This is a genomic window from Rhodoferax antarcticus ANT.BR (assembly GCF_001938565.1).
GTDB lineage: Bacteria > Pseudomonadota > Gammaproteobacteria > Burkholderiales > Burkholderiaceae_C > Rhodoferax > Rhodoferax antarcticus.
This window is the reverse complement of sequence record NZ_MSYM01000013.1, coordinates 15,860-38,140: the sequence shown is the minus strand read 5'-3', so window position 1 is coordinate 38,140 and position 22,281 is coordinate 15,860. Positions and strand designations below refer to the sequence as shown.

Annotated in this window: 22 protein-coding genes and 2 pseudogenes; 5 read left to right on the top strand and 19 right to left on the bottom strand. The window is 59.8% G+C overall.

Annotated features, from left to right (window positions below; translation table 11 throughout):
- Nucleotides 1-98 precede the first annotated feature (98 nt).
- Both BLL52_RS08845 and BLL52_RS08840 read left to right on the top strand, forming a co-directional pair.
- Nucleotides 99-1,475 carry a M23 family metallopeptidase gene (locus BLL52_RS08845; protein WP_075586337.1) on the top strand — a complete coding sequence of 459 codons (1,377 nt, stop codon included), beginning with the start codon at nucleotides 99-101 and terminating at the stop codon, nucleotides 1,473-1,475.
- A 47-nt stretch (nucleotides 1,476-1,522) separates the two neighbouring features.
- Entirely contained in the window at nucleotides 1,523-2,662 is a 1,140-nt protein-coding gene (locus tag BLL52_RS08840; RefSeq protein ID WP_139313390.1) for an anhydro-N-acetylmuramic acid kinase, read from the top strand.
- 120 nt (nucleotides 2,663-2,782) lie between these two features.
- Here BLL52_RS08840 and erpA read toward each other — a convergent pair whose 3' ends face one another.
- The 3 genes from erpA to rplM form a co-directional block, all read right to left on the bottom strand.
- Nucleotides 2,783-3,145: an iron-sulfur cluster insertion protein ErpA gene (gene erpA / locus BLL52_RS08835; protein WP_075586335.1), complete on the bottom strand. Its 363-nt coding sequence runs from the start codon at nucleotides 3,143-3,145 to the stop codon at nucleotides 2,783-2,785.
- Nucleotides 3,146-3,317: 172 nt separating this feature from the next.
- Entirely contained in the window at nucleotides 3,318-3,710 is a 393-nt protein-coding gene (rpsI, locus tag BLL52_RS08830; protein WP_075586334.1) for a 30S ribosomal protein S9, read from the bottom strand.
- An 11-nt stretch (nucleotides 3,711-3,721) separates the two neighbouring features.
- A complete protein-coding gene (gene rplM / locus BLL52_RS08825) occupies nucleotides 3,722-4,150 on the bottom strand; it encodes a 50S ribosomal protein L13 (RefSeq protein ID WP_075586333.1) in 429 nt (142 codons plus the stop codon).
- Between the two features lie 198 nt (nucleotides 4,151-4,348).
- Here rplM and BLL52_RS08820 point away from each other — a divergent pair, with 198 nt between their 5' ends.
- Entirely contained in the window at nucleotides 4,349-5,362 is a 1,014-nt protein-coding gene (locus BLL52_RS08820) for a 23S rRNA (adenine(2030)-N(6))-methyltransferase RlmJ (protein WP_075586332.1), read from the top strand.
- 164 nt (nucleotides 5,363-5,526) lie between these two features.
- Here BLL52_RS08820 and BLL52_RS08815 read toward each other — a convergent pair whose 3' ends face one another.
- From BLL52_RS08815 to BLL52_RS08795, 5 genes are all read right to left on the bottom strand, one after another.
- A complete protein-coding gene (locus BLL52_RS08815; RefSeq protein ID WP_075586331.1) occupies nucleotides 5,527-6,153 on the bottom strand; it encodes a 2-hydroxychromene-2-carboxylate isomerase in 627 nt (208 codons plus the stop codon).
- Nucleotides 6,150-6,380 (bottom strand): DUF1289 domain-containing protein, encoded by a 231-nt coding sequence (locus BLL52_RS08810; protein ID WP_173861796.1) that lies wholly within the window; start codon nucleotides 6,378-6,380, stop codon nucleotides 6,150-6,152. The genes BLL52_RS08815 and BLL52_RS08810 overlap by 4 nt, the downstream gene beginning before the upstream one ends.
- A gap of 17 nt (nucleotides 6,381-6,397) precedes the next feature.
- The gene (locus BLL52_RS08805; protein ID WP_075586330.1) at nucleotides 6,398-6,913 is read right to left on the bottom strand and encodes a YbaK/EbsC family protein; all 516 of its coding nucleotides are present in this window, start codon (nucleotides 6,911-6,913) and stop codon (nucleotides 6,398-6,400) included.
- The gene (locus tag BLL52_RS08800) at nucleotides 6,910-7,821 is read right to left on the bottom strand and encodes a hydroxymethylglutaryl-CoA lyase (RefSeq protein ID WP_075586329.1); all 912 of its coding nucleotides are present in this window, start codon (nucleotides 7,819-7,821) and stop codon (nucleotides 6,910-6,912) included. Before BLL52_RS08800 ends, BLL52_RS08805 begins: the two co-directional genes overlap by 4 nt.
- Nucleotides 7,822-7,978: 157 nt before the next feature.
- Nucleotides 7,979-8,251, bottom strand: a complete 273-nt coding sequence (locus BLL52_RS08795) for a DUF2442 domain-containing protein (RefSeq protein WP_075586328.1) — start codon at nucleotides 8,249-8,251, stop codon at nucleotides 7,979-7,981.
- Between the two features lie 586 nt (nucleotides 8,252-8,837).
- Here BLL52_RS08795 and BLL52_RS08785 point away from each other — a divergent pair.
- Nucleotides 8,838-9,448: pseudogene (locus BLL52_RS08785) on the top strand (helix-turn-helix domain-containing protein); the annotation flags it as partial.
- Here BLL52_RS08785 and BLL52_RS08780 read toward each other — a convergent pair.
- The 7 genes and pseudogenes from BLL52_RS08780 to BLL52_RS08750 form a co-directional block, all read right to left on the bottom strand.
- A pseudogene (locus BLL52_RS08780) lies at nucleotides 9,448-10,011 on the bottom strand (NAD(P)-dependent oxidoreductase); the annotation flags it as partial. The pseudogenes BLL52_RS08785 and BLL52_RS08780 sit on opposite strands and share 1 nt — an antisense overlap.
- 73 nt (nucleotides 10,012-10,084) lie before the next feature.
- The gene (locus BLL52_RS08775; RefSeq protein WP_075586326.1) at nucleotides 10,085-12,136 is read right to left on the bottom strand and encodes an acetyl-CoA carboxylase biotin carboxylase subunit; all 2,052 of its coding nucleotides are present in this window, start codon (nucleotides 12,134-12,136) and stop codon (nucleotides 10,085-10,087) included.
- Between the two features lie 121 nt (nucleotides 12,137-12,257).
- Nucleotides 12,258-12,977: a DUF4126 domain-containing protein gene (locus tag BLL52_RS08770; protein ID WP_075586325.1), complete on the bottom strand. Its 720-nt coding sequence runs from the start codon at nucleotides 12,975-12,977 to the stop codon at nucleotides 12,258-12,260.
- Between the two features lie 23 nt (nucleotides 12,978-13,000).
- Nucleotides 13,001-13,783: an enoyl-CoA hydratase/isomerase family protein gene (locus tag BLL52_RS08765; RefSeq protein ID WP_075586324.1), complete on the bottom strand. Its 783-nt coding sequence runs from the start codon at nucleotides 13,781-13,783 to the stop codon at nucleotides 13,001-13,003.
- Nucleotides 13,771-14,172, bottom strand: a complete 402-nt coding sequence (vapC, locus tag BLL52_RS08760) for a type II toxin-antitoxin system VapC family toxin (protein ID WP_075586323.1) — start codon at nucleotides 14,170-14,172, stop codon at nucleotides 13,771-13,773. The genes BLL52_RS08765 and vapC overlap by 13 nt, the downstream gene beginning before the upstream one ends.
- On the bottom strand, nucleotides 14,169-14,504 hold the full coding sequence (locus BLL52_RS19955) for a type II toxin-antitoxin system VapB family antitoxin (protein ID WP_083633870.1): 336 nt from the start codon (nucleotides 14,502-14,504) through the stop codon (nucleotides 14,169-14,171). Before BLL52_RS19955 ends, vapC begins: the two co-directional genes overlap by 4 nt.
- 42 nt (nucleotides 14,505-14,546) lie before the next feature.
- Entirely contained in the window at nucleotides 14,547-16,169 is a 1,623-nt protein-coding gene (locus BLL52_RS08750) for a carboxyl transferase domain-containing protein (protein WP_075586322.1), read from the bottom strand.
- A gap of 177 nt (nucleotides 16,170-16,346) precedes the next feature.
- Between BLL52_RS08750 and BLL52_RS08745 the strand changes: the two genes are divergently transcribed.
- Nucleotides 16,347-17,411 (top strand): AraC family transcriptional regulator, encoded by a 1,065-nt coding sequence (locus BLL52_RS08745; RefSeq protein WP_075586321.1) that lies wholly within the window; start codon nucleotides 16,347-16,349, stop codon nucleotides 17,409-17,411.
- Between the two features lie 136 nt (nucleotides 17,412-17,547).
- On the opposite strand, the gene BLL52_RS08740 is transcribed toward BLL52_RS08745, so the two are convergent.
- The 4 genes from BLL52_RS08740 to BLL52_RS08725 form a co-directional block, all read right to left on the bottom strand.
- Complete coding sequence (locus tag BLL52_RS08740; RefSeq protein ID WP_075586320.1) at nucleotides 17,548-18,207, bottom strand: HAD family hydrolase; 660 nt, start codon at nucleotides 18,205-18,207, stop codon at nucleotides 17,548-17,550.
- 166 nt (nucleotides 18,208-18,373) lie between these two features.
- The gene (locus BLL52_RS08735) at nucleotides 18,374-19,834 is read right to left on the bottom strand and encodes a TrkH family potassium uptake protein (RefSeq protein ID WP_075586319.1); all 1,461 of its coding nucleotides are present in this window, start codon (nucleotides 19,832-19,834) and stop codon (nucleotides 18,374-18,376) included.
- 6 nt (nucleotides 19,835-19,840) lie between these two features.
- The gene (gene trkA / locus BLL52_RS08730; RefSeq protein ID WP_075586318.1) at nucleotides 19,841-21,229 is read right to left on the bottom strand and encodes a Trk system potassium transporter TrkA; all 1,389 of its coding nucleotides are present in this window, start codon (nucleotides 21,227-21,229) and stop codon (nucleotides 19,841-19,843) included.
- A gap of 88 nt (nucleotides 21,230-21,317) precedes the next feature.
- On the bottom strand, nucleotides 21,318-22,241 hold the full coding sequence (locus BLL52_RS08725) for an MBL fold metallo-hydrolase (RefSeq protein ID WP_075586317.1): 924 nt from the start codon (nucleotides 22,239-22,241) through the stop codon (nucleotides 21,318-21,320).
- Between the last annotated feature and the right edge of the window lie 40 nt (nucleotides 22,242-22,281).

The following is a 22,281-nucleotide window of genomic DNA, read 5'->3' as shown; positions in this document are numbered from 1 at the left end:
ACTAAGTTTTGTTAATCGGTATGATTTTAAGTGGGTGTTTCTCAGGGTCTCTGCTACCTCTGTTGTATGCAATCCACGCTCCAATACAGGATGTTCCCTTGATCCATTCCGTCTTGATCCGCGGCCAGTCTCTGCTGGCAACTTCAGCGAACACGCTGGCAAAATACCCCAAACACCTCACAGCCGTTGTCACTGCCACACTTTTGGCAGGCGGCGGCGGCGCTTGGGCGCTGGCTTCCTTAGGCCCCGATGTGTCGGAACTGCCGGTCCAAATGGTGCTCGAGGCGGTGCAGCCACAACAGCCTCTGGCTGAGTCTGAGACCGACCAGAGCACCGCTGTGCTGAATCTGTATCGCTCTGACATCACCCGCAGCACTGACACCACCGACACCTTGCTCAAACGTATGGGTGTGAATGACCCGCAAGCGGCCCAGTTTTTACGCACCCAACCCCTAGCGCGGCAGGCTTTGCTGAGCCGCAGCGGGCGCCATGTCACCATCGAAACCCTCGACAACCATCAGTTGAGCAAGCTGAGCGTGCGCTGGAGCCCTGACGATGGTCCTGAGTTCAATCGAATGGTCGTGCAGCGTGATGCTCAGGGCTTCACCGCCCATCTGGAATCTGCGCCGCTGGTGGCAACAGCGCGTTTGGCAAGCGGCACCATCCAGTCATCACTGTTCGCCGCGACAGATGACGCGGGTTTGCACGATAGCGTTGCCACTCAATTAGCGGAACTGTTCTCTGGCGATATCGACTTTCGCCGCTCACTGCGCAAAGGCGACCGCTTCAATGTGGTCTATGAAGTGCTGGAAGGCGACGGCGAGCGCTTGCGCACGGGCCGCGTGTTGAGCGCCGAGTTTGTCAACGCGGGCAAGGTGTTTCAGGCCATGTGGTTTCAGCCGCCAGGCACCAACAGTGCCGGACAAGCTAACGCCGGTGCCTATTACACGCTTGACGGCCAGAGCCTGCGCCGCGCTTTCCTCAGCGCTCCAGTGGCTTTTTCGCGGGTTAGCAGCGGTTTTTCAGAGCGATTTCACCCGATCCTGAAACAGTGGAGCAAGCATTTAGGCACCGACTTTGCGGCACCTACCGGCACACCGGCGCGCACTGTGGGCGATGGGGTTGTGGCTTTTTCTGGGGTGCAAAACGGCTATGGCAACGTGGTTTTTGTCCAGCACCGCAACAACACCGAAACCGTCTATGCCCACCTGAGCCGACTGATGGTCAAGCGTGGTGACAACGTTACGCAAGGTCAAACCATCGGCCTGGTCGGCTCTACCGGCTGGGCCACCGGCCCACATCTGCATTTTGAAGTGCGGGTGAATGGGGTGCAGCATGACCCAATGAAGATGGCTCAAAAGAGCGAAACCGTGCCGGTGTCGGCAGCTGTACTGCCTGTGTTCAAGCAGGCTGCCAGCGAGGCGCGAGTCGGGCTGCACGCAGCAGCCAGCCTGCAGCCAACACGGTTTGAATGAGCGCAGGGGTTGGCCAACCGTTTGAAGCGCTGGCCTCTGGAAACAGTATTAAGAAGGCGCTTTGTATTGGCTTGATGTCCGGTACGTCTCTGGACGGCGTGGACGGCGTTTTGCTTGATCTGGCTGGGCCCGGCGTTCATGTTTTGGCACAGGCAAGCCTGCCCTTTGAGCCCACTTTCAGAGCCGAATTGCTCTCTCTCAACATTGCCTCTTACAACGAATTGCACCGTGCGGCACTGGCCGGCAATCGCATTGCAGCCGCGTATGCGCAAGTGGTCCACCAACTGATACAACAGGCGCAAAACTTGGACTTGAACGCCACCGATGTGTTGGCGATAGGCGCGCACGGTCAAACGGTACGCCACCAACCGCAACGTTGGTCCGAAGCCGCTATGGGTGCTGGCTACACCCTGCAACTGAACAACCCAGCTTTGCTGGCAGAGCTGACCGGCATCACCGTGGTGGCAGACTTTCGCAGCCGTGACGTGGCCGCTGGCGGCCAGGGTGCGCCCTTGGTACCAGCGTTTCACCAGCAGGTCTTTAGCCAACCAGGGGTGACTGTGGCGGTGCTCAACCTGGGCGGCATCGCCAACCTGAGCGTGCTGCCTGGCCAGGCGTCAGACCCTGTGCTGGGCTTTGACTGCGGCCCCGGCAACGCTTTGATGGATGCCTGGTGCTTGCAGCAGACCGGCCAGCCCTTTGACCAAGGCGGTGCCTGGGCGGCCAGCGGGCAATGTCTGCCCGACCTGTTGGCACGCCTGCTTGACGAGCCGTACTTCAGCCAGCCACTGCCTAAAAGCACGGGTCGAGACCTGTTCAATTCAGACTGGCTGCAGGACAAGTTACAGGGTTTTACCAACGCACCGGCGCAAGACGTTCAAGCGACACTGACGGAATTGACTGCTAGCGCTTGTGCTGACTGCATTAGCAGCTACGCAAAAGAGAGCAAAAGATTAATTGTTTGTGGTGGCGGTGCCTTCAACCACCATCTGCTGCAACGCTTGCAAGCGCATCTTGCGGGTATACCGGTGAGCACCTCAGACCAAGACGGCTTACCGCCGCTGGAGGTGGAAGCCGCTGCATTTGCCTGGTTGGCTTACCAGACCATGCACCACAAACCTGGCAACCTGCCGAGCGTCACCGGTGCAGCAGGCCGCAGAATTCTGGGCGCCATCTACCCAGCCTGAGCCACATCAGGCGTAAAAAAACCGCCTGGTTAGACGGTTTTTTGGCAAGTTACTGGATCACTTCGTTTGTAGATCAGTCGTATCCAGGCATAGTGCTACCAACATGCCTGAGAGACAGTATCAGGAGAAACTAGAACCACATCCACAGGTGGTGGTGGCATTCGGGTTGCGGATGACGAACTGGGCACCCTGCAGGTCTTCCTTGTAGTCGATTTCAGCGCCCACCAGATACTGATAGCTCATCGCGTCAACCAACAGCGACACACCGTTTTTCGTCATAGTGGTGTCGTCTTCGTTGGTGATTTCGTCAAAGGTGAAGCCATACTGGAAGCCGGAGCAGCCACCGCCTTGTACAAACACACGCAACTTCAAATCAGGGTTACCTTCTTCGGCGATCAGGTCAGCCACCTTGGCAGCGGCGCTGTCGGTGAACAAAATCGGTGCAGGCATTTCGGTTTGAATAGCTTCGGCTACAGCGCTCATACGGGTCTCCAAATAATTGAGTAGAGCAATACTACAACAACTTGATCCAGAGCAACTTCAAGCCTGGTTTGCCGCCAATTGGCGTATGGTCATTGGCGGCGCAGCGGCCACACGCCAAAAAGCAAACGGCCGCCGGGACTTGCATCCAGGCGGCCATTTGGGAGAAGCTGAATTAACGCTTGGAGAACTGCTTGCGACGGCGAGCACCGTGCAAACCAACCTTCTTACGTTCCACTTCACGGGCATCGCGAGTCACAAAACCGGCTTTGCTCAGCTCAGGCTTGAGCGTTGCGTCATAGTCGATCAGGGCACGGGTAATACCGTGGCGCACTGCACCGGCTTGACCGGACTCACCGCCGCCTGCCACATTGACCATGATGTCAAAGGTTTGCGCGTGGTTGGTCAGCATCAGGGGCTGCTTGCAGATCATGATCGAGGTTGCACGGCCAAAGAAGTTTTGAATGTCTTTGCCGTTCACCACGATTTGGCCAGAGCCTTTTTTCAGGAAAACACGGGCGACGCTCGATTTGCGACGGCCGGTACCATTGTTCCATTCACCAATCATCTCAAAGCTCCTTAAAGAACCAACACTTTGGGTTGCTGGGCAGTGTGCGGGTGCTCTGCACCACCGTACACCTTGAGCTTCTTGATCATGGCGTAGCCAAGCGGGCCCTTGGGCAGCATGCCCTTGACGGCTTTTTCCAAAGCGCGGCCAGGGAATTTGGCTTGCATGTCACGGAAGTTGGTAGAACTGATGCCGCCTGGGTAACCAGAGTGGCTGTAGTAGATTTTGTCCGTAGACTTGGCACCGGTCACGCGCAGCTGAGCTGCGTTGGTGACGATGATGAAGTCGCCGGTATCGACGTGAGGCGTGTAAATGGCCTTGTGTTTGCCGCGCAAACGGAGAGCAACTTCGCTGGCTACTCGTCCGAGGACCTTGTTGGTCGCGTCAATCACAAACCACTCGTGCACGACCTCAGCGGGTTTTGCGCTGAAAGTTGACATGAGGTTTCTCTTTTATATAGAGGGTTTGCAGGGCTCTTTTCCACGGTCGGCGTTCCTCTGATGGGAATCTCTTAGGTGGGGTTAACTCGGCGCAGGGTCGTGAGACGATACTAAAGAGCTGCTTCGCCGCGGAGCCACAAAAGCGCTGCGAAGCCCGCCATTATACAAATTTCCCGGGCAACGCGGTAACATCACGAGATGTTCAGTTATCGCCACGCCTTCCATGCCGGCAACCATGCCGACGTTCTCAAGCACACCGCCCTGCTGGCGGTGCTGCGCCACATGACCCAAAAAGACACAGCACTCAACGTGTTTGACACCCACGCCGGAGCTGGCCTGTACCGGTTGGACGGCGATTACGCCCAGACCAGTGGCGAAGCGGCGGATGGTTACCTGAAACTGCTGGCCGCCATCGCACCCCCAGCTTCTATAGAAAATAAGCCTGTAGCCCCCGCCAATCAAGCACAGACAGCTATGGATAGTGCAGCAGCCAAAACACCTGCTGCAGCCAAAGGCGCCAAAAAACCAAGCCCGGTTGCCGCGCTGGCCCCAGCCTTGCAAGACTACCTGGACATGGTGGCCAGCTTCAACAAGGCGGGCAGCCACAAGGTGTATCCAGGCTCGCCTTTCATCATCCACCACCTGTTGCAAGAGCGCGACCGCGATCGGCTGAAACTGTTTGAAATCCATCCCACCGACGCTAAAACTCTGGCGGCCAACATTGCCCAGCTCAACGCCGGGCGTTCCATTGCGGTGCTGCCGGAGGACGGTTTTGAGGCGTTGAAGAAGTTTTTACCCCCGCCCTCGCGCCGTGCGCTGGTGCTGTGCGACCCGAGCTACGAGATCAAAAGCGACTACCCGCGCGTGGTGGAAATGATGACCGATTCGGTGAAACGTTTCCCTACCGGCACCTACATGGTCTGGTACCCGATCATTCCGCGCCCGCAGGCGCACGACCTGCCGCGCAAGCTCAAAACCCTGGCTAACCGCGAGAAGCTGCCTTGGTTAAACGCCACGCTCACCGTCAAGTCCAGCAAGCTGGGGCACGACGATGCTGGCGAGGTAGTGCGCCCCGGCTTGCCTGCCAGCGGGGTGTTTGTGATCAACCCGCCGCACACGCTGAAAGCGGCGCTCACTGCTGCGCTCGGCCAAGCGGCGCAGTTTCTGGCGCAGGGCAAACACAAAGCGTTTGAGGTCGAGTCCGGCGGCTAGTAGTTTGCTTCGCCAAAACGGTTACGAAATGGAATCGATGGATTTTTCTGGCTGGCTAGGCGAGAGGAGGCGACATAGCCGTAGCTATGGCATCGACGAACAACAACGCCAGGCAGGAAAAGACACGATTTCATGTAACTGTTTTGATGAAACGGACTACTAAGCTACGGCCACTGGCCAACTTGGTCTGCAGCGGCCCACGCGCTGCCAAACCACGGGTCTTCGTCCAGATAGGCCTTGAGCATCGGCAGCGAATCCAGGCCCCAGAACAATTTGCCATCCACCTCGAAGGTGGGCGCACCAAACACGCCTTTGGCAATGGCGTCGTCGGTATGGCTTCTGAGCTGAATCCTGGCCAGTGCGTCATTGACACCGTGCGGTGGGGCCAATTGCGCCGTCAAGGCCTGCAGGCGCTGCGCATCGGCTGCGTCCTGGCCACCTTGCCAAACATGGCGAAAGATGCGTTCACACACATATCGGCTGGGCAAACCTGAATCGCTGCAGGCCAGCGCCAGCCGCAGCAGGCCCAGCGGGTTGAACGGATGCTGGGCAGGCAGTTGCAGTTCCACACCGTTTTGTTGCGCCAGCCACAACACATGGCGGTCCGTCCACGCACGCTTGGCCGGTATTTCCGCCGGGCCAAGTTGGCTGTGGTGCTTGAGCAATGCCGCGAACAAAATCGGCCGGTAAGTGACGCTGTAGCTGTGGCCCAGCAGCGCCTCGGGCAGCTTTTCGAACGCCAGGTAGGCGTAGGGCGAGATGAAATCCAGGTAAAAAGTGATGTGTTTCATGGTGCGTATTGAACGATGCGCGCCTCGATGGCTTGCCAGATGGCGCGCCGTTGCTTGTCGTCCACGTTACCCCACTGACCAATTTCGCCCAGCGTGCGCAGGCAGCCCTGGCACAGCGCGGTGTCGTCATCCATCTGGCAGACAGACATGCAGGGCGACGGCACACCTTTGTCATACTTTTGGCCTCCAGCCCTTATGTCGCGTGCGGTAGCAGCTAGAAAAATCATAGCTTTTGCATTAAGTGTCATGTGTTTGCCTGTTCTGTGACATCGGCTACGGGCGCGCCTGTGAGGTGCGCCAGATGCTCAGAATGCAATTTAAACACGCCATGCGGATGGCCTGCTGCCGCCCAGATTTCGTCAAAACGCAACAGCTCGCGGTCAATCAGCGTGACCAGCGGCACCGCGTGGCCCACCGGGGCCACACCGCCTATCGAAAACCCGGTACTCGCTTTGACAAAGTCGGCGTCGGCCCGGCCGAGCTTTTGCCCGTCTTGGCACACCAGCGCCTGGACCTTTTTTTCATCCACACGTCGGTCACCCGAGGTGATGACCAGCACGGCAGCAGCGTCAGGCTTGCGTTTGAAGATGATGCTTTTGGCAATTTGCCCGAGCGCGATGCCCAGCGCATCGGCGGCCTGCTGGGCCGTGCGGGCCGCATCGCTGAGCATCACCGGCGCATGCGGGTGACCTTTGTCGCGCAGCACCTGCGCCACGCGCTGCACACCTTCGGGCAGGGGTTTGCTGGCGTCGTGACTCATGCGGATAAACGCTTGTTCAGCAGTGCCTTACCAACGCGCGAGTTAGTCGGCCGCCCCAGAAAGTCGCTGATGAACTGGCCCGCGTCGATGAGCTTGTCCAGGTCAATACCGGTGGCGATGCCCATGCCGTGCAACAGATACACCACGTCCTCAGTTGCTACATTTCCGGTAGCGCCTTTGGCATACGGGCAGCCGCCCAAGCCAGCCACTGACGATTGGAAGTTGAACACCCCCAGCTGTAGCGCCGCCAAGGTGTTGCTCAGCGCTTGACCATAGGTGTCGTGAAAGTGGCCGCTGATGTGGTTGAGATCGAAATGGGCCAGCGTCGCCTCGATGGCGCGCTGCACGCTTAAAGGGGTGCCGACACCGATCGTGTCGGCAACATCCACCCGTTGCACACCGATGCCCTTCATCAACCCGGCCAGGTAGCCCACACGCTCCGGGGCGATGTCGCCCTCATACGGGCAGCCCACGGTGCAACTCATGGCACCGCGCACATTGATGCCAGCGGCCAGCGCGGCTGCCACCACCGGCGCGAATCGCTCAATGCTCTCGGCAATGCTGCAATTGATGTTTTTTTGGCTAAAGGCCTCGCTGGCGGCACCAAACACGACGATTTCATCAGGCTTGCTGGCCAGCGCAGCTTCAAAGCCCTTCATGTTGGGCGTGAGCACCGAATAGCGCACACCGCTTTGGCGCGCGATGCCAGCCATGACCTCCAGGTTGTCGGCCATTTGCGGCACCCATTTGGGGCTGACAAAGCTGGTGACTTCAATTTCTTTCAGACCAGCATCTTGCAGGCGATGCACCAGCTCGATCTTGACGGCGGCGGGAACGGTTTGCTTTTCGTTCTGCAGCCCGTCACGCGGGCCGACATCGATGAGTTTGACGTGGGTGGGGAGAGTCATGGATGGTTCCGTTTCGTTTCAATAAAGGAGGGGTCTTACAAGCATCAGTCACGCACCACTGTCGGGCTTGCGCGTTGCTGACGCGCAGCTGGAAACTGTTGTGCTTTCAGTTCGAGGCTGGCGTAGAACAGTGCCTGCTTGGCTTCGATCAGGGCGATCAAGCCAGTGCGCGTCTAGCCTGCACAGACGGCTGGCCTAGCAAAAGTGCGGCAATAGAAATATCTTCATCGATCTCCGGCCAATGAATACCTTCGCGATCGCCCAGCAATTCGTCATGCGCCCGCTCGGCTTGTGAAGCATGTGCCAGCCGTGCAAACCAGGCCATCGGCACCGAGAGCGATCGTCCATCGGCCAAGGACACTCGCAATTCGTCTTCGGAGCACACAACCGCCATGGCCCTAGGCGCCAATTTAAGCATTGAAAAATTCATCCCAGGCCTCCACAAAAGTTGCTTGATGTTGCTCCACCAGACTGAGCAGCTTGCTCAAATCCTGCGACGAAAACCAAGTGTCAAGTATGGCGCAAACCTTTACTCGAAACCCGGTCACTGGCAGCTTTCACTTTGGCCGCCATGCGGCACTGCACGCCAAAACAATGCACCCGTTCAACGGCGCTGCTTCGCCGACAAAGCTGCCAAGGGGTTCGTGTTTACGGCAGCAATCGTGTTTGACCGTTCTCAAACCATGCAGTGTCAAAACCATCTCGCAGCAAGACTGCTTTGGTTGTGGTTAACCCGGCACCCCTAGCTCGGTCTAAATATTTGTACAACGTGCTGGCATCTTCACTGATTAAATGACTGATGGCTTCACAGTCACACTGCGCCAAAAGCTTGTAGTCATCTTTGACCCGCACGCGGTCATCTTCCGGGTCACGCGGGCCCTTCGTCGTTTCGTGTGGAACTTGCCCTGAAAAATACAATGCAGTAGTAGGGTCCGGTGGGGCTTGTGGGCAACGCGCGCAGCGGGTTGTCCACAAATCCACCGGGCGGATGTTTAACCAACACAAGCCATATAGAAATGGGAATTGGAATCGAATCCTTGTTCACCAGTGCGCTGGGCTTAGCTGCACCCTGGCGTGTCGAAAAAGTTGAACTAGACACCGCTCACCGGCGCATCGACTTTGAGCTCACCTGTGATGGCATGCGACTGATTTGCCCGGCCTGTGGACTCAGCGACCAAGGCATTTGTGACCGACAAAAGCGAGACTGGCGACATCTGGACTTCTTTCAGTACGAGGCATGGCTGCACGCTCAAGTACCTCGCATTACCTGCAGTGGTTGCGCCAAGACCACGCAGATGCCAGGGCCCTGGGCGCGCGAAGGAAGTGGCTTCTACGCACTGTTTGAAGCCCTGGCGCTGTCGCTGTGTCAGGAACTGCCGGTGCGCCAAGCCGCAGCATTGCTGCGCTGCGCGGACAAACAGCTATGGCGGCGTATTGAACACTATGTAGGGGCGCCCGCAAGCTCGACGACATGTCTGAGGTGAAGATTGTCGGCATTGATGAGACCAGCCTGCGCAAAGGTCAGAACGACATCACTGTGGTGCATGACCTTCAAGCAAAACGTCTGCTCTTTGCCTGCGAGGGACGCGACCACCAAACAGTGGTGGACTTCTGCGCAGAGCTCAAGCTGCTGGCCAGAAAGTCGGGCAACTGCGCGGCACCCATAAAGGTGCGCACACCGTGCAGCGCCTTGGGCGAGCGGCTCCAGCCGCTGACCGGGAACTCAAACTGCTGCAGCGCCTGCGCCACCCGCGCGCCCAACACACCCAGCCCCATCACCCCGACGGAAAAGTCGCTGCGCTGGCGCGGTTTGTAATAGGTCCAGTGCCCGGCGCGAATATCGCCGGCGTAGGCGTTCAGGTCACGAAAGTACCGGATCACTGCCTGGCACACCTACTCAGCCATTTGCACGGCCATGCCAGCGTCTTCGAGGCGCACCACCACCGCGTTTGGCGGCAGGCGCAGTTTCATCAACGCATCCACGCCCGCGCCGATGTTGAAAATGCCTTTGAGCTGCAGCTGCTCGTCCATAAATTGCTGCGGCGGTGCCCAGACCACGGCGTAGTCAGCAAGCGCTGCGCCACTTTGCCAAACCGACACCTGCGCCTTTGGCAGCGCGGCGCGCAAGCCCTCCAGCCACGGCTCTGGTTCGGTGTTGCTGCAGCAGAAGGTGATGTGGAAGGCACCCATAGTACTTTTAAGTTAATAGCTACTCACCCTTTAAATATAAGGGCTAGAGGCCTAAAAAGCTTATAAGTTCGGGTTAAACCGGCAGGCTGTTGAGCTTGAGCAACTCAGCCCCTTCGGGCACCTGATCGCCCGGCGCGTAGAGCAGCTCGGCCACCACACCGTCCATCGGCGCGGCAATGGTGTGCTCCATTTTCATGGCATCCATCACCGCCAGCGGCTGGCCTTTTTTGACCGTATCACCGGCCTGCACCGAAAACGACACCACCTTACCCGGCATCGGCGCGGTCAGGCGGCCACCTTCGGCGGGGGCTTCACCGGCGTGCAACAGCAAATCAACCGCAATGATTTGTGTAGCACCTTGCGCAGTGTGGATATGGGCTACCTCGCCTTTTCGATACACATTCACCAAGGCGCGCTGGCCGGCATATTGCACGTCAATGCCCTGCGGCGTGGCGGCAAAACTCAGCACGCCAGCAGTGTCACCGACCTTGAAGGACAGCGCACCGTCGTGCAAGTAGGTCAGGCCCGCCTGCACTTGTTCACCGCCAAATTCAAACGCGAAACGCCGGGTAAAAACACCGTGGCTGCGCCAGCCGTCGGTTTTACTGAACGGATCGGTAGTTTGCGTGCTGCCCTCGTCGAGCAGGGTTTGCGCTACGTCAGCGGCCGCAGCCAGCGCCAGGCCCACGCGCTCCTGGTTGAACAGCACGGCGGCTTCGCGCGGGATCAGGCCGGTGTCCAGATTGCCCTGGGCAAACGATTCGCTTTGTGCCACGTAGCGCAAAAACTGCACATTGGTGGTCAGGCCGACGATGTGAGTTTGTGCCAGCGCGGTGTCCAGCCGGGCCAGCGCCTGTGCGCGCGTGTCGCCATGGACGATGAGCTTGGCCACCATCGAGTCGTAAAACGGGCTGATAGCGTCACCCTGGCGCACACCGTCGTCAAAGCGGATGGGCTGGTTGCGAAGCGCGCTGGTGTTGTCAGCAACATCCACAGGCGGCTGAAACGACACATGCACGGGCTTGGCGTACACCTCCAAGGTGCCGGTGGCGGGCAGGAAATTGTTGTCGGGGTTCTCGGCGCAGATGCGTGCCTCTATGGCGTGGCCGGTGATGCTGAGCTGCTCTTGTTTGAGCGGCAGCGGCTCGCCGCTGGCCACGCGCAGTTGCCACTCCACCAGGTCTTGTCCGGTGATCGCTTCAGTCACCGGGTGCTCCACCTGCAGGCGCGTGTTCATCTCCATGAAGTAAAACTTCATGTCTTCGGGGCGCTCGTAACCGCCGGGCTGCTCGACGATGAACTCCACCGTGCCCGCACCCACGTAGTTCACGGCGCGCGCAGCGGCCACCGCCACTTCGCCCATGGCGCGGCGCAGCTCGGGGGTCATGCCTGGCGCGGGCGCTTCTTCCAACACTTTCTGGTGGCGCCGTTGCACCGAGCAGTCGCGCTCGAACAAATAGACATAGTTGCCCTGCGTGTCGCCAAACACCTGAATTTCAATGTGGCGCGGGCGCTGCACGTATTTTTCAATCAACATTGCGTCGCTACCAAAGCTGTTGATAGCTTCGCGCTTACATGACTCCAGCGCGGCCAGAAAGTCTTCAGCTTTGTCCACCGCACGCATGCCCTTGCCGCCGCCACCCGCGCTGGCTTTGATCAGCACCGGGTAACCGATGCGGTCGGCTTCCTGCTGCAGCAGCGCCTCGCCCTGGGCCGCGCCGTGGTAACCGGGCACCAGCGGCACACCGGCGCGCTCCATCAGCTGTTTCGATTCCGCCTTCAAACCCATCGCCCGAATGCTTGACGCCGGTGGGCCGATAAACACCAGTCCGGCGGCTGCGCAGGCTTTGGCAAAGTCTTCGTTTTCGCTCAAAAACCCGTAGCCGGGGTGCACCGCCTGCGCACCCGTGGCTTGGGCCGCTTCAATGATGCGTTCCCAGCGCAAATAGCTGTCTTTGGGGGCGCTGCCGCCAATAAACACAGATTCGTCGCAGGCGGCCACGTGTTTGGCAGAGGCGTCCGCGTCGGAATACACCGCCACGGTTTTGATGCCGATGCGGCGCGCGGTGGCGGCTACGCGGCAGGCGATTTCACCCCGATTGGCAATCAGTATCTTATTAAACATACGCCACCTCCATCGGGGTGCAATCGCCTGCATGCGCTACGCGCATCATGCAATTTAGCTTCGCTGCTGCGCCGCTTTGCGGCTGGTCGCCTCGGTTAGCGATGAGGATTTTGGTAAACATTCAAACCACCTTCTGGGAATTGTCAAAAAGTGCCGTCAAGCGGCGTAGCGCAGCGCGCAGAAACCTGAAAAGTGAAACGGTCACCAGCCACATCAGCACCACGGTGACGGCCAGCACCACGCCAAAAATCAGCGGGTGCGTGGTGGCTAGCCAGACGGCGCCCAGCACCAGGCCGTCTTCGGCCAGACTGGCCAGAATGTTGGAAAACGGCTCGGGTGAGGTGTTGATGGCCGCGCGCGTGGTGGTCTTGGTGGCCTGGCTGGTGGCCGCCAGCGATCCGCCCAGCAACGCGGCGACCAGCCCCATGGTGGCGCTGTCCGCGCCCAAGGCGCCAGCGGCCAGCACGGCACCGGCAGGAATGCGCAGCACGCTGTTGAGCATGTCCCAGAGTGCGTCCAGCCCCGGAATCTTGTCGGCGAAAAACTCGACGCAAAGCATGAAGCCGCTGGCGGCCAGCATGGCCGGATGTTGCAGCACCATCAGCCCCTGGGGCAGCGCGATCCAGCCCAGCGCACCCGCCATGCCCACCAGAAACACCGCGGCGTACAGCCGAAAACCACTGGCCCAGCCCAGCGCGGCGGCTAGCGCCAGCAAGCCGGGCATATCCATCTTGTCTGCCGCCTGAGCCGCCACCGGCCCAACCAGCCCGAGCGGGCTGTCGCCCAGCGACAAGCCCATGGCGTGCAGCCAGCCGGTCAGGGTTTGCCAAAGTGCGTCCATAGAGGTCAGTGCGCACGTTGCGCTCAGCTTTGGGCAAGCCAGTGGGGCTTGCGCTTTTGCAGGAACGACTGCACGCCCTCCTTGCCCTCGGCGCTGGCACGAATGCTGGCGATGCCCTCAACCGTGTGCGCGATCAGCTTGGCGTTGATGTCTTGCCCGGCCACGTCGTGCAGCAGGGTTTTGCATTGTTTGACCGCATTCGGGCTGGCATTGACCAGCGCGCGGGTGATCTCATCGACCTTGGCGTCGAGTTGCTCAGCGCCCACCACCGCATGCACAAAACCGATGCGCAAGCCCTCCACCGCGTCAAAACGCTCGGCGGTCAAAAAGTAGCGGTGCGCCGCACGCGCGCCCATGGCGCGGATCACATACGGGCTGATGGTGGCCGGGTACAAGCCCAGCTTGACCTCGCTCAGGCAATAGTTGGCCGTGTCCACGCTAACGGCCATGTCGCACGCAGCTACCAAGCCCATGCCACCGGCATACACGTCGCCCTGAATGCGCGCCACGGTGGGTTTGGGGCAGGTGTAGATCACGCGCAGCATCTCGGCCAGCTGCGCGGCGTCAAGCAGGTTTTCGGCATGGGTGTAGTCGGCCATGCGGCGCATCCAGTTCAGGTCCGCCCCGGCGCAGAAGGCCGGGCCGTCAGCGGCAAGAACGATGGTGCGCACCTGTGCGTTTTGGCCCAGTGCGGCAAAAGCCTGAGTCAGTTCAGCAATCACCTCGTCGTTGAAGGCGTTGCGCACCTCGGGGCGGTTCAGGGTGACGGTGGCGACAACGTCGGTCTCAATAGTCAATGCGGCCATGTTTTCAAACCTCTGAGAATTTCCATCACATCAAAATCTGCATCGCGGTGCAGCAAATGGTGGCCGTGGGTGATGCAGTAACTGGCCAGCAGCACGTCGATGGGGCTGCGGATGGTGTAGCCACGCTGACGCAGCGCGTGGTAGTGCTCTGCAGCGATGAGCGCGTTGTCAAGCCCGCCGATTTCAACCACGGTTAGCGACAGCAGCAACTGCTTGGCGCGAACTTGATCTTTGGGCAGCAAAAAACCGCGCATGACCTCAAAAATGACCAAATCGGCCACAGCCAGTTCTATGTCATTGCCTTGTAGCCACTTGACCAATTGCAGGGTGTGCTTGTTTTGCGTCTCCCGAAAGAAGTCAATCCACACACTGGAGTCCACCAGAATCATTTGGTGTTGTCCTTAGTAACGGTGTAAGCGGCTGAGGGCTGCTGCACCATGTCTGACATGGAAATTTCGAAAAGCGGGTCAAGCTCACCCGTTATGGGCTCGCCAGCCGCCCGGGCCTTGGCCATAGCTGTTTGCTCGGCACGGTATTTGGCCCAGGCTTCGTCGGAGTCATCCCAGTGCAAGGTGCCACGGGCGGCCAAAAGAGCGTCATAAACCTTGCGCCGCTTGATCAACTTCAAGCCCTCTTCCACCGCCTCGCGCTTGGTTTTGAACTCGCCGGTGGCCATGACAAAGTCCATGAGCTTGTCGTCAATTTCGATATTGGTTCGCATGATTTAGCCTTTGATGTGTATGAATTTAACAAATCATACACATCACATGCGAAAAAGTCCAAACCGCGTGTCTTCCACCGGCGCATTGCGGGCTGCGCTCAAGCCCAGCGCCAGCACCCGGCGGGAGTCGGCGGGGTCGATGATGCCGTCGTCCCACAGGCGCGCGGTGGCGAAATAGGGGTGGCCTTGTTCTTCGTATTGGCGGCGGATGGGGGCTTTGAAGACTTCTTCTTCCTCCATGCTCCAGGTGCCACCCTTGAGCTCAATGCCATCGCGGCGCACCGTGGCCAACACGCTGGCCGCCTGCTCGCCACCCATGACACTGATGCGCGCGTTCGGCCACATCCACAAAAAGCGCGGGCTAAACGCGCGGCCACACATGCCGTAATTGCCCGCGCCAAAACTGCCGCCGATGATGATGGTGAATTTGGGCACAGCAGCAGTGGCCACCGCAGTAACCATCTTCGCGCCGTTGCGGGCAATGCCTTCGTTTTCGTACTTGCGCCCGACCATGAAGCCGGTGATGTTCTGCAAAAACACCAGCGCAATCTTGCGCTGGCAGCACAGCTCGATGAAGTGCGTGCCTTTCAGGGCCGACTCGCTGAACAAGATACCGTTGTTGGCGATGATGCCCACCGGCATGCCTTCCACCCGCGCAAAGCCGCACACCAGCGTGATGCCAAAGCGCGACTTGAACTCGTCAAAGTCGGAGTCGTCAACGATGCGGGCAATGATTTCGCGCACGTCAAAAGGCTTGCGGGTGTCCACCGGGATCACGCCGTAAAGCTCTTCTGCTACGTATTTAGGAGCTGCTGGCGCATGATCCATAAGGGCTAGAGGCTTATTTTTATATAAATTCTTAACTGATTGCCGCGCCAGCGCCAGCGCATGCATGTCGTTTTGTGCCAGATGGTCAGCCACGCCTGAGAGGCGGGTGTGCACGTCGCCGCCGCCCAAATCTTCCGCCGTCACCACCTCGCCGGTGGCGGCTTTCACCAGCGGTGGGCCGCCCAAAAAGATGGTGCCCTGGTTCTTGACGATGATGGCCTCATCACTCATGGCCGGCACATAAGCGCCACCCGCCGTGCAACTGCCCATGACCACCGCGATCTGCGCAATGCCCAGCGAGCTCATGGTGGCCTGGTTGAAGAAAATGCGCCCGAAATGGTCACGGTCTGGAAACACCTCATCCTGATTGGGCAAATTGGCACCGCCCGAGTCCACCAGGTAGATGCAAGGCAAACGGTTTTGCTGGGCAATTTCCTGCGCGCGCAGGTGTTTCTTGACCGTCAGCGGGTAGTAGGTGCCGCCTTTGACGGTGGCGTCGTTGCAGACGATCATGCAATCCACCCCGCTGACACGGCCGATGCCCGCGACGATGCCCGCGCCGGGCGCGCTGTCGGTGCCATCGCGGTCGGGGTACATGCCGAGTGCTGCCAGTGGCGAGAGCTCAAGAAACGGTGTGCCGGGGTCGAGCAGCATTTGCACGCGGTCGCGTGGCAGCAGTTTGCCGCGCGCGGTGTGTTTGGCGCGGGCGGCTTCGCCGCCGCCAAGCTCCACTTGCGTGACCTGGGCGTTCAGGTCATCCACCAGACCGCGCATGGCATGGGCGTTGATCTGGAAATCGGCAGAGCGGGCGTTGAGTTTCGAGTCGAGTGCGGGCATGGCAGTCTTTCTGTATCGGGTTGACGCTGAAGGTTTTGCGCCATTGTGCAGCGTCAAGCATAGAGCAACAAGGCGCGCCGCAGGTGTCACACAGGTTGCAAATACTGCCATTCAGGTGCAAACTCTCCTGCCCATATCGCGCCCGTACGCAAGCCACCCAAAGAAGTCCGTCAACCCATGCCTGAACGCATCCCCGGCTCACCTAATTTAGCCCAAAAACCCAAAATTGGCCCAGCGGTTACACCCATCGCATTTGTTCAAGCCATTGTGCAGGCCTACGCCAAACAGGGCAAAGACCCAAGCCAGGCGCTGGAAGCGGCACAAATCACGCCAGAAAAACTTGGTGATCCAGCCACGCGCATCACCGCCGCACAAATGGAGCGCATCTCCGGCGCCGCCATGCAGGAGCTCGACGATGAAGGCTTGGGCTGGTTCAGCCGGCGCCTGCCTTGGGGCAGCTACGGCATGCTGGCACGCGCCTCCATCAGCGCGCCAAATCTGGGTGTGGCATTAAAACGCTGGTGCCGCCACCATGGCTTGATTGCCGACGACATCACGCTCACGCTACGTGATGCGGGCGGCGTGGCGACGCTTGAGATCACCGAACACCGCGACCTGGGCGCGCTGCGCGAGTTTTGTCTGGTATCGGTGCTGCGCAATTTTCACGGCCTGGCGTGCTGGCTGATTGACTCGCGCATCGCGCTCAATCAGGCGCAATTCGCCTTTGCCGCGACCGCCCATCAAGACGTCTATAACGTGCTTTTTCCGGCTCCAACCCTTTTCCAGCAAGCGCGGACAGCTATTATTTTTGACTCAAACTACCTGCGCCTGCCGCTGCGCCGTGACGAAGCCGCCTTGCGCCAGATGCTCAAGCGCGCCCTGCCGCTGACCGTTCTGCAATACCGCCGCGACCGCCTGCTGGTGCAGCGCGTACGCCAGGCCCTGGCCAGCCAGCCCAACGAAACGCATAGCGCCGACGATCTGGCAGCGCTGCTGGCCATGTCACCCCGCACCCTGCACCGCCAGCTCCAAGAAGAAGGCGCGTCACTGCAAGGGCTGAAAGACGAAGTCCGCCAGGCCCGCGCCATCGACCTGCTGCTGCGCACCCAGCGACCGATCAAGCAGGTGGCGCAGGCGGTTGGGTTCCTGAATGAAAAGAGCTTTATCCGCGCGTTTCGGGGGTGGACGGGGCAGGCACCGGCAGGCTTTCGCAAACAGGCAGCGCTTAACACAAACGCTTAAGGTATCAACCCACAGATTTTGTGGATAACTTTGTGCACCAGTCACAGGACAACCCGGCAAAGCCTTATCTGGTGCGGCCTGCAACGCACTGCCTCAGGAATAGGCAGTGGCTGCAACTTTCCCAACTATTTTCAAATCAGCGCGCCAGCAGCAACTCTGGAAGATCAGACATGCGCGAAAACAGCCGACTCGCCCCCGCCTGCAGCAGCGCCGCACCCGCGTCAGGCAGCGGGCAATAGGCCCACACGGTGGCAGCGGCGGCCACACCGGCGGTCACGCCGACAGTGGTGTCTTCAATCACCAAGCACTCTGAACCCGGCACCTGCAGGTGTGCGGCAGCGGCCAGATACACGTCGGGCGCGGGTTTGGAGCGCGGCATTTCGTGCCCGCTGAAGATGCGGCCAGCGAAAAAATCCATCAGCCCAACCTGGCTGAGCATCATCTCCACCTTGAAACGGTCTGCGCCTGAAGCGCAAGCTGTCTGCCCGCCGGTGTGGGCCTGCGCCGCCTGCACCGCTGCCAACGCGCCTGGAATGATCTGCAAATTAGCCCGCAGCGCCTGGTCGCGTTGCGCGTAAAACGCTTGCATCCAGGCCTCGGTGAGCGGCTGACCGGTGCGTGCCTCGATGACGACACGCTCATCACGCACGGCTTTGCCCACAAAATAGGCCATGCACTCGGCCAGCGTCATGCGCCAGCCAGACGCCTCCAATTGATCGCGCAGCGCGCCGCAGGTGATGGCTTCGCTGTCCACCAGCACGCCGTCACAGTCAAACAAGATTGCTTTAAAATTCATAGCTGCTTGCGCTTTATCTGTAAGGGCTAGAGCCCGATTTTTTATATAAATCTATGGTGCATCAGGCATCGCGCCCAGTGATTTGAGCAACGCCTGAAACTCTGACGAGCTGCGCAGCACGCGAGCGCCAGCCTCAATGAGTCGGCTCACATCGAGCCCAGCGCTTTCACTTGCGCCAAAACTGCGGCATAAACAACACCATCACCGCCAGCAACTCCAGCCGACCCATCCACATGCATAGCGTGCATACCCAGGTCTGAAAATCGGTCAACACACCAAAATTGCCCGCAGGCCCCACCAGCCCCAGTCCTGGCCCGATGTTGTTGATGGTGGCCACCACCGCAGAGAATGCGGTCACGATGTCCAGCCCTGAGAGCAACAGCAGCATGGTCAACCAGACAACCGAGGCGATATAGATCAGCATAAAGGCGATCACCGAGGCGCTCACCGTGGCCGGAATCACCTGGTGCCCCATCACCACCGGGTTGACCACACTGGGGTGCAAGGCCCGCACCAGCTCGCGCTTGGTCTGCTTAAACAGGATGATCATGCGCACCATCTTGATGCCGCCACCGGTGGAGCCGGCACAGGACACAAAGCAGCCCAGTGACATCAACAGCACCGGGGCAAACACCGGCCACAGCGTGTAGTCTTGCGAGGCGTAGCCGGTGGTGGTGGCCACCGACACCACATGGAAGGCCGAGGCCCGCAAACTCTCCAGAATGCTCGGCTGAGTTTGGTGCAGCAACAGCACCGCGGCCAAACCGAAGGTGGATACCAGCAGCACGGTCACGTAAGCCCGCACTTCCAGATCGCGCACCAGCGAACGCAGCGACTTGGCACGCCACACAATGAAATAGCGCGCAAAGCTGATGCCTGCCAGCGCCATGAACAGCACTGCCACCATTTCCAGCAGCGGTGAATCCCAGTAGCCAAAGCTGGCGTCATGCGATGAAAAACCGCCCAAGCCCATGGTGCTGCACATGTGCATAAAGGCATCTGCCCAGCTCATGCCGCCCCAGTGGTAGGCCAGCAGGCACAGGGCCGACATCACAAAGTACACCGCCCACAGGCCACGCGCAGTCTCGGCAATGCGCGGGGTGAGCCGCGCATCTTTCATCGGGCCAGGAGTTTCAGCCTTGTAGAGCTGCACGCCGCCCAGCCCAAGCAACGGCAGCACCGCCACCACCAGCAGCATGATGCCCAAGCCACCCACCAGTTGCAAAAAGCAGCGCCACACGTTCACCGACACCGGCAACAGGTCCAACCCACTCATGACGGTGGCGCCGGTCGCGGTGAGCCCGCTCATGGACTCAAAATAGGCGTCGGTGAAGCTCAGGGCGGGAATGGCCTGCATCAAGGGCACGGCAGACAGGGCCGGCAGCACCAGCCAAACCAGGTTCACCAGTAAAAAACCGTCGCGCGGCTGCAACTCACGGCGATGGGATCGACTCACCAGGCCCATCACCAGCCCCACCACTAAGGTCAGCGCCAAGCCATTGAGCCAGACGCCCACCATGCCAACCTCACCCATGCCCCAGGACCAGGCCAAGGGCATCAAAAACATCAGGGAATAGCCGACGATGATGCGCGCCAGAACATTCAAAACCGGGCCGAAAAAGTTCATTTCAGCCTAGAAAAAGGTGGCACTGACCAGGAAAAGCTTTTCCACCTGTCGCAGCATTCGCTTATTGGGGATGAAGATGATCACATGGTCACCGGTTTCCACCACCAGATCGTGGTGCGGCATGAGCACCTCGCAGTCTGCACCCTCGCCGCGCACCACCACACCAAAGCGCGCGCCCTCGGGCAGGCTGATGTCTTTGACGCGCCGCCCCACCAGCTTGGAAGAGCGGGCATCTCCCCGCGCAATGCCTTCAATGGCTTCAGCGGCACCCCGGCGCAGGCTGTGCACCGCTGCCACCGCACCACGGCGCACGTGCACCAATAGTTCGCCGATGACGGTTTGCGCGGGCGACATGGCAATGTCAATGGCGCTGCCCTGCATCATTTCGGCGTAAACGCGCCGGTTAATCAGCGAGATCACGCGGCGCGCGCCCAGCCTCTTGGCCAGCATGGATGACAGGATGTTGTCCTCGTCATCGCTGGTCAGGGCGATGAACAGGTCCATATCGCCGACACTTTCTTCCATCAGTAGCTCTTCGTCGGCCGAGTCGCCACACAGCACCAGCATATTGCTGGGCAACTCGGTGGCCAGGTATTCACAGCGCTTGCGGTCGAGCTCAATCAGCTTCACATCACACTGCCCAACCAAACTGCGCGCCAGCCGCAAGCCGACCTTGCCGCCACCTGCGATCATCACCCGGCGCACCGGCCTGTCGTCCTTGTGGATGGCGCTGAGCACCTCGCGGATCTTATTTTTGTCGGCCAACACAAACACCTCGTCACCCGGCAACACCCGGGTCTGGGAGGTGATGGGCAGTTCATCCTCTTGCCGGTAAACCGCCACCACGCGCATCGGTGTATTCGGAAAGAGTTTTTTAAATTCGCCGATGGTGTGGTGCACCATCACGCTGTCTACCGCAGCCCGCGCGGCAATCAGGTGCGCGCGGCCCTGGGAAAACTCCACAATCTGTAAAGCTTCGGGGTAATCAATGAGTTTGTGCACATAGTGCATCACCGACTCTTCGGGGCAGATCACATGGTCCACGCCAAAACCCTCAGCTCCCAGCAAGGGCGTGCCGTCCTCAAACTCTTGCGAGCGCAAACGGGCAATGGTGGTGCGGATACCAAACACCGTCTTGGCAACCTTGCAGGCGGCCAGGTTGGTTTCATCCAGCGATGCACAGGCGATGAACAGGTCAGCATCCTCAGCACCGGCACGACGGAGCACCGACGGCTGGATGCCGTTGCCAACCACGCCCCGCAGATCCAGCCGGTCTTCCAAATACCGCAGGCGCTGCGGGTCGGGGTCAATCAAGGTAATGTCGTTTTGCTCCGACCCCAAGGTTTCGGCCACACTCTCGCCAACGCGACCGGCCCCCAAAATCAAGATACGCATGAAGAAACCTCTGAAAAACTGGCCAAATCATAGCCGCGCTTGACTTGAGGCAAGCACTCGCCTGAGGGCCGCACGCGGCTCGACGGCGTCAGGCGTTAAAAACGACCGTGGCTTGCGTGGTGGCTGCGCCCGAGCGCACCAGCTGGCTCACCAGCGCGTCCAGCCCCTGGGCAAATGGTGCGCCACCAAACTGCTGGGCAAACAAGTGCGCCAGGTAAGGCGTGCCCTGCGCCCAGGCCAGCAGGTCGGCGCGGGTGATGCGCTGGGCTTCAAGCAGCTTGAACTTGAGCATGACTTTGGCAGCGTACTGAATGTGCTTGCGCGGGCTGGCCACAAAGCTGACCAGCCGCTGGCGTGCCACCGTCAAAGCCTGCGCTACATCGGTAAACGGCGTGCCGTGGCCGGGAATCACCACCGACGGGTGCAGCGCTTCAATCACATCCAGCGTGGCGGCCACCTCGTCAAACGCGCCCTCGCCGTCCAACTCTGGGAACACCACCCCAAAACCGCGCTGCCATAACGCGTCGGCTGAGATGAGGCAGCGGCTTTGCGGCTCAAACAGGACCACCGAGTGGCTGTCATGCCCGGGTGCGGCATGGATTTGCCACAGCGCGTCACCCAGGCGCAAGTCAGCCCCGGGCTGCAACACACCGTCAAAGCCGAAGCGCGGGCAGTGTTGCCCGGTGGGTGTGTAGCTCAGGGCATAGGGGTTCCAATTCCGCACATCGCCCGCCTGCCCCGGTGGGATCAGGGTGCGTACCTGCGGATAAGCCGCTTGCAGTGCGGCATTGCCACCGCAATGGTCGCTGTGCAAATGGGTGTTGATGAGCAAGTCCAACGGCTGGTCTTTGAGCACGTTCTGCACCAGCGCCAGCGTTTGCGGCGCATGGGTGTGGTAGCTGCTGTCGATCAGCGCGGTGCCTGCTTCGCCCTGGATCAGGATGTTGTTGCTAGACAGCCAGCCGCGCTCCAGCACGGAGAGTCCACGGGGTAGCGTTGCCTGAAGATTCATATATAAAAATAGCCTCTAGCCCACATGAAATAAGCGCGAG

Excerpts from the sequence above, each read along its gene's own strand:
- erpA (WP_075586335.1), bottom strand. The coding sequence starts at position 3,145 with ATGAGCGCTGTAGCCGAAGCTATTCAAACCGAAATGCCTGCACCGATT.
- rpsI (WP_075586334.1), bottom strand. The coding sequence starts at position 3,710 with ATGATTGGTGAATGGAACAATGGTACCGGCCGTCGCAAATCGAGCGTC.
- rplM (WP_075586333.1), bottom strand. The coding sequence starts at position 4,150 with ATGTCAACTTTCAGCGCAAAACCCGCTGAGGTCGTGCACGAGTGGTTT.
- BLL52_RS08820 (WP_075586332.1), top strand. The coding sequence starts at position 4,349 with ATGTTCAGTTATCGCCACGCCTTCCATGCCGGCAACCATGCCGACGTT.
- BLL52_RS08815 (WP_075586331.1), bottom strand. The coding sequence starts at position 6,153 with ATGAAACACATCACTTTTTACCTGGATTTCATCTCGCCCTACGCCTAC.
- BLL52_RS08810 (WP_173861796.1), bottom strand. The coding sequence starts at position 6,380 with ATGATTTTTCTAGCTGCTACCGCACGCGACATAAGGGCTGGAGGCCAA.
- BLL52_RS08805 (WP_075586330.1), bottom strand. The coding sequence starts at position 6,913 with ATGAGTCACGACGCCAGCAAACCCCTGCCCGAAGGTGTGCAGCGCGTG.
- BLL52_RS08800 (WP_075586329.1), bottom strand. The coding sequence starts at position 7,821 with ATGACTCTCCCCACCCACGTCAAACTCATCGATGTCGGCCCGCGTGAC.
- BLL52_RS08795 (WP_075586328.1), bottom strand. The coding sequence starts at position 8,251 with ATGAATTTTTCAATGCTTAAATTGGCGCCTAGGGCCATGGCGGTTGTG.
- BLL52_RS08775 (WP_075586326.1), bottom strand. The coding sequence starts at position 12,136 with ATGTTTAATAAGATACTGATTGCCAATCGGGGTGAAATCGCCTGCCGC.
- BLL52_RS08770 (WP_075586325.1), bottom strand. The coding sequence starts at position 12,977 with ATGGACGCACTTTGGCAAACCCTGACCGGCTGGCTGCACGCCATGGGC.
- BLL52_RS08765 (WP_075586324.1), bottom strand. The coding sequence starts at position 13,783 with ATGGCCGCATTGACTATTGAGACCGACGTTGTCGCCACCGTCACCCTG.
- vapC (WP_075586323.1), bottom strand. The coding sequence starts at position 14,172 with ATGATTCTGGTGGACTCCAGTGTGTGGATTGACTTCTTTCGGGAGACG.
- BLL52_RS19955 (WP_083633870.1), bottom strand. The coding sequence starts at position 14,504 with ATGCGAACCAATATCGAAATTGACGACAAGCTCATGGACTTTGTCATG.
- BLL52_RS08750 (WP_075586322.1), bottom strand. The coding sequence starts at position 16,169 with ATGCCCGCACTCGACTCGAAACTCAACGCCCGCTCTGCCGATTTCCAG.
- BLL52_RS08745 (WP_075586321.1), top strand. The coding sequence starts at position 16,347 with ATGCCTGAACGCATCCCCGGCTCACCTAATTTAGCCCAAAAACCCAAA.
- BLL52_RS08740 (WP_075586320.1), bottom strand. The coding sequence starts at position 18,207 with ATGAATTTTAAAGCAATCTTGTTTGACTGTGACGGCGTGCTGGTGGAC.
- BLL52_RS08735 (WP_075586319.1), bottom strand. The coding sequence starts at position 19,834 with ATGAACTTTTTCGGCCCGGTTTTGAATGTTCTGGCGCGCATCATCGTC.
- trkA (WP_075586318.1), bottom strand. The coding sequence starts at position 21,229 with ATGCGTATCTTGATTTTGGGGGCCGGTCGCGTTGGCGAGAGTGTGGCC.
- BLL52_RS08725 (WP_075586317.1), bottom strand. The coding sequence starts at position 22,241 with ATGAATCTTCAGGCAACGCTACCCCGTGGACTCTCCGTGCTGGAGCGC.